The organism is Cellulomonas endophytica (assembly GCF_004123805.1).
Taxonomy (GTDB): domain Bacteria; phylum Actinomycetota; class Actinomycetes; order Actinomycetales; family Cellulomonadaceae; genus Cellulomonas; species Cellulomonas endophytica.
Genome location: NZ_RWJX01000132.1, coordinates 1 through 4,576 on the forward strand (window position 1 = coordinate 1; position 4,576 = coordinate 4,576).

6 protein-coding genes are annotated in these 4,576 nt (G+C 79.5%); 3 read left to right on the forward strand and 3 right to left on the reverse strand.

The window, feature by feature from the left end:
- On the reverse strand, nt 1-271 hold a 271-nt coding region (locus EJA20_RS18005; protein WP_205687575.1), incomplete at its 3' end, for a hypothetical protein.
- A 168-nt stretch (nt 272-439) separates the two neighbouring features.
- Between EJA20_RS18005 and EJA20_RS18010 the strand changes: the two genes are divergently transcribed.
- Complete coding sequence (locus EJA20_RS18010; RefSeq protein ID WP_129339892.1) at nt 440-1,795, forward strand: malectin domain-containing carbohydrate-binding protein; 1,356 nt, start codon at nt 440-442, stop codon at nt 1,793-1,795.
- Nucleotides 1,796-1,878: 83 nt separating this feature from the next.
- Here EJA20_RS18010 and EJA20_RS18015 read toward each other — a convergent pair whose 3' ends face one another.
- Nucleotides 1,879-2,160, reverse strand: coding sequence for an isoamylase early set domain-containing protein (locus tag EJA20_RS18015; RefSeq protein ID WP_129339893.1), 282 nt, complete (start codon nt 2,158-2,160; stop codon nt 1,879-1,881).
- A gap of 161 nt (nt 2,161-2,321) precedes the next feature.
- On the opposite strand from EJA20_RS18015, the gene EJA20_RS18020 reads away from it, so the two are divergent.
- Complete coding sequence (locus EJA20_RS18020; RefSeq protein ID WP_129339894.1) at nt 2,322-2,945, forward strand: GNAT family N-acetyltransferase; 624 nt, start codon at nt 2,322-2,324, stop codon at nt 2,943-2,945.
- A gap of 91 nt (nt 2,946-3,036) precedes the next feature.
- Nucleotides 3,037-3,939, forward strand: coding sequence for a GGDEF domain-containing protein (locus tag EJA20_RS18025; RefSeq protein WP_129339895.1), 903 nt, complete (start codon nt 3,037-3,039; stop codon nt 3,937-3,939).
- Nucleotides 3,940-3,955: 16 nt separating this feature from the next.
- On the opposite strand, the gene EJA20_RS18030 is transcribed toward EJA20_RS18025, so the two are convergent.
- Nucleotides 3,956-4,360: a DoxX family membrane protein gene (locus tag EJA20_RS18030; RefSeq protein ID WP_205687576.1), complete on the reverse strand. Its 405-nt coding sequence runs from the start codon at nt 4,358-4,360 to the stop codon at nt 3,956-3,958.
- Nucleotides 4,361-4,576: the final 216 nt, after the last annotated feature.

Consider the following 4,576-nt stretch of genomic DNA (forward strand, 5'->3'; position numbering starts at 1 on the left):
CCCCGCCGACGAGCGCCCCCACGTCCGCACCGGCGCCCGCGCCCGCCCCCGCGCCGCCGCCGACGGTCCCGGCCGAGGCCGCGACGAGCCAGCCGGCGGCGGCGACGAGCGCCGCCGACCAGGCGGTCGTCGCCGTGAGGGGGTCCGCCGCGGCGCGGCGCCGGGCGAGGAGGTCGGGCAGCCGGGCGAGGAGCACCGCCAGCGCCCCGGAGGCGCCGAGCACCGAGCCCATGAGCGCGAGCGTGCCGAGCATGGCGTCCCCCGATCGCACCGGTGCGTCGTCCGCCCATCATCCCCGCGCGGGGCCGGTCCCGCGCGCCCACGCCGGGCACCGGCCCGGTCCCGCCCGGCGGCGGACGGGGCGACGCACGGCCGGCCCCGGTCCCCCGTCCGGGCGACGCGGCTCAGGCCGGGGGCGGCACGCGCCGACGAGAGGGGCATGACCCGACCGCGCCACGTCCTGCCCGCCCTCGTCGGTGCCGCGCTCGCGGTGGCGTCGGGCCTCGCCGCGACGCCTGCCGCCGCCCTCGCACCCGCACGGGCGGCCGCCGTGCCCGTGCCGGCAGCCGCGGCCGCCCTGACCCCGGTGCCCGCGCCCTCGACCGCCGCCGACGCGATCCGCCTCCGGGCGGCGTCGACCACGCCCTACACCGACACCGCGGGACGCACCTGGGCGCCCGCGGCGGGGGTCGTCGGCGGGCGGACGAGCGCGGACACCTCGCCCGTGGCCCGCACGGCCGACGACGCGCTCTACCAGAGCATGCGCGTCGGGCTCACCGGCTGGTCCGTGCCCGTGCCCACCGACGGCGTGTACCGCGTCACGCTGCACCTCGACGAGAACTTCCAGACGGCCCCCGGCGCCCGGGTCTTCTCCGTGGCGGCCGAGGGCGCGCCGGTCGTGACCGACCTCGACCTCGTCGCGGTCGCCGGGCCCCACGCGGCCTACACCGTCGCGCACCGGGTCGGCGTCCACGACGGGACGCTGGACCTGGCCTTCACGGCACGGAAGAACCTCGCCACGGTCTCCGCCCTCGAGGTCGTCCTGGTGAAGGAGGCCCCGGCCGTCCGGGTGAACGCGGGCACGCTGGCGACGACGACGGACTCCGCCGGTCGCGTCTGGGGCCCCGACGCCGGTGCCGTCGGAGGCCGCTGGACGACGACCGCCCCGCACGGGGTGGCCGGCACGGACGACGACGCCCTGTTCCACCGCTCGCGCGTCGGCATGAGCGCCTACCGGGTCCGCGTGCCCGCGCCGGGCACGTACCGCGTGGGCGTCCTCCTCGAGGAGAACTACTACGCCACGGCCGGACGCCGGGTGTTCGGCGTGACGGCCGAGGGTGCCGTGCTCGCGCAGGACCTCGACCTCGCCGCGACGGCCGGCAGGGCCACGGCGCACGTGCTGACCCGCACCGTCGTCGTGACCGACGGCGTCCTCGACGTGGCCTTCGCCGCCTCCCGCGACCTGCCGATCGTCTCCGGCATCCAGGCGGTCCTCGTCGAGGACCCCGCACTCGTGCCCGGGGCGGACGCCGGGCCGAGCACGGGCGGCACGCCCGGCCCGACGCCCGGCCCGACGTCGAGCCCGACGCCCACGCCCGTCGCGACGGCATCGCCGAGCCCGAGCCCCACCACCTCGCCGGCGCCGACGACGGCTCCGACGACGGCTCCGGGCGCGTCGCCCGCGCCGACCGCGTCGCCGAGCCCGTCGGCGCCGCCCGCCCCGACGGCGACGCCCGGCCCCTCGGTGACGCCGTCCCCCACGGCGACGCCCGTCTGGGCCTGCACCGCCCCCTGACCCGACGAGGTCCGGCCCGGCGAGCGCCCGACCCTGCCCGGGTCCGGGTGCCCCTCCGGGCGGGCCGGCACGGGCCCCGGGCGTCAGACGCGGACGACGCCGCCGTGGGGGGTGAGGGCGTCCACGTCGCGGTCGTCGAACCAGCGGCCGCCCTCACCGAGGTAGCGGAAGCACACCTCGGTCCCGGCGGGCACGGTGACCGCCACGCTGGCCGTCCCGTTCGACCGGCGCCGCAGCACGTGGGTGCCGGGCGTCCAGTCGTTGAAGGTGCCGACCACGCTCACGCTGCCCTCCAGCTCCGCGGCGGGCAGCGCGAAGGTCAGGGTGCGGGTGGCGGACGCGGACGGGCGGGACTGCTTCAGCACGGCGGGGTCTCTCTCTGCGCGGGTGTCGCGGCGCCCGGGCGGGCGTGCGCACCGGGAGGGTGCCCGCCCGTCCGTCGCTGCGGGGTGCGACGCGCCGAGGGGCGCGACCGCGACGCGCGTCACACCCCCCGTCACGCCGCCTCCTCGGCTAGCCTCCGGGCGTGACGACGCCCCCGGCCCGGCTGCGGCCCGTGCGCCCGGAGGACGCCGACGACCTCGCCGCCCTGCGCGTCGTCTGCCGGCGCACGGGGGACGCGGGTGAGGACGCCACCGGCCGCTGGGCGGACCCCGACCTGCTCGGCGACGTCTGGGCGGTCCCGTACGCGCTGCACGACCCGTCGCTCGCCACGCTCGTGGAGGACGCCGAGGGGGTGGGCGGGTACCTCGTCGCGACCGCCGACACGCTCGCGTTCGAGGCCTGGGCCCGCCGGGAGTGGTGGCCGCGCGTGCGTGCCGACCCGCGCCGTCAGGGCCTCGACCCCGACGGGCCCGACCGGGCCCTCCTCGCGGCACTCGGGGCGCCGCCGGGGCCGCGCCCCTGGCTGCCGGCGCACCCGGCGCACCTGCACGTCGACCTGCTGCCCCGCCTCCAGGGGGCCGGGCTCGGCCGGCGCCTCGTCGAGCACCTCGTCGCCGCGCTCGCCGCGCGCGGGGTCCCCGGCGTGCACCTCGGAGTCGCGGCGGCGAACGTCCGGGCCCGCGGCTTCTACGCCGCCACGGGCTTCGTCCCGCTCGAGGCGCCCGGGGCCGGCGACGGGATCGTCCTCGGGCGCCCGGTGCCGTGACGGGGACCGGCGTTCACCCGCGCGGGCGGTCGTCCGGTCCTGGCACCTCGTGACCCTTGCCGCGGCTGCGGGACCCGGCCACGATCGGCCGGTGGACCCCGGCGACCGCACCCCCGACGCGGACGTGCTCGCGACCGTCGGCGCCGGGCTCGCGCGGCACCCGCACGACGGGCTCGTGGTGGTCGAGGCCGTCCGGGACGGGTCCGGGCGGCCCGTGGACGTGCTGCACCTGTGGACGAACGCCGCCGCGGTGGCGAACGCCGGCCGGCCCCTCGTCGGCCTCCGGCTCCGGGAGGCGTACGGGGAGGACAGCACCCTGCTCCCGGTCATGCTCGACCTGCTCGGCACGGGCCGGCAGGTCGTCACGGAGGTCGAGTACGCGACCGACGCGGCGGACCCCGGCCTGCACCACCGGGTCTTCACCGTGTTCCTCACGGCCGTGGGCCCGGACCGGGTCGTCTGCCAGTACCGCGACGTCAGCGCCGAGCGCCACGCGGCGCGGCGCCTGGAGCACCTCGCCGGCCACGACGAGCTGACGTCCCTGCCGAACCGGCGCCTCGCCTACGAGCACCTCGGCCGCGCCCTGGCCCGGCTCGACCGCGAAGGTCCCGGGCTGGCCGTCATGCTCGGCGACCTCGACGGCTTCAAGGCCGTGAACGACGTGCACGGGCATGCGGCGGGCGACGAGGTGCTCGTCGCCGTGGCGGCCGACCTGCTCGCCGCCGTCCGTCCGCACGACGTGGTGGCGCGCTGGGGTGGCGACGAGTTCTTCGTGCTCTGCGAGGGCGTCGAGCGGGACGCCGTCGACGAGCTCGTCGACCGGGTCTGCGCCGCGGTGACCGACCGGGACCTGCGCGGCGGCGGCCGCGCCTCCGTGCGCCTGAGCCTCGGCGCGTGCTGGACGGACCGTCCCGAGGGCCCTGACGCCCTGGTGCAGCGCGCCGACGAGCGGCTCTACCGGGCCAAGCGCGACCGGGCCCGCCGCTCGTCGTGACCGTCGGGGCCCCGGGTCAGCGCCCGCGGTCCAGGAGCAGGCCGCCGGCGATCCCCGCGAGGAAGACGTCCTTGGCCATGCCGATCCCGTCGGGGCTCGGGCGCAGGTCCCAGCCCTCGCCGTGGAGACCCGGCGTCCGGACGTACATGCCGAGCAGGCCTCCGGAGAACGCGCCGAGCCCGAGGGCGGCGAGCCGCGTCGGGACGCCGGGGAGCAGGAGCGCGACGCCGAGCGCGATCTCGGCGGCGGACAGCAGGCGCACGAACTGCTGCGGCTCGAGCTCGGACAGGAACGGGTACGCGCCCGCGGCCATCCCGTGCATGCCGGCCGCCGTCGCCTCGTCGGCGCCCCGCTTCGACAGCCCGCTGTTGAGCACGTAGGCGCCGGCGGCCAGGCGCGGGGGCAGGTGACGGAGCTTCACGGGGTCCTCCAGGGTGCGGCAGGGTGCGGGTCGGTCGGCGGTGCGGGTGTGCCCGGGCGCCGGAGCACGCCCACCGTACGGCGGCGCGGCGGGGACGGCGCGGGGCCGCGCACCGGCGCGGGGTGGCCGGCCGTGCCGGGCGGGGCCGCCGGGTGCGGCCCGCGTCTCAGTCCTCCAGGGCCGCCCGGCGGTCCGTCGCCGCCGCCAGCCGCCGCC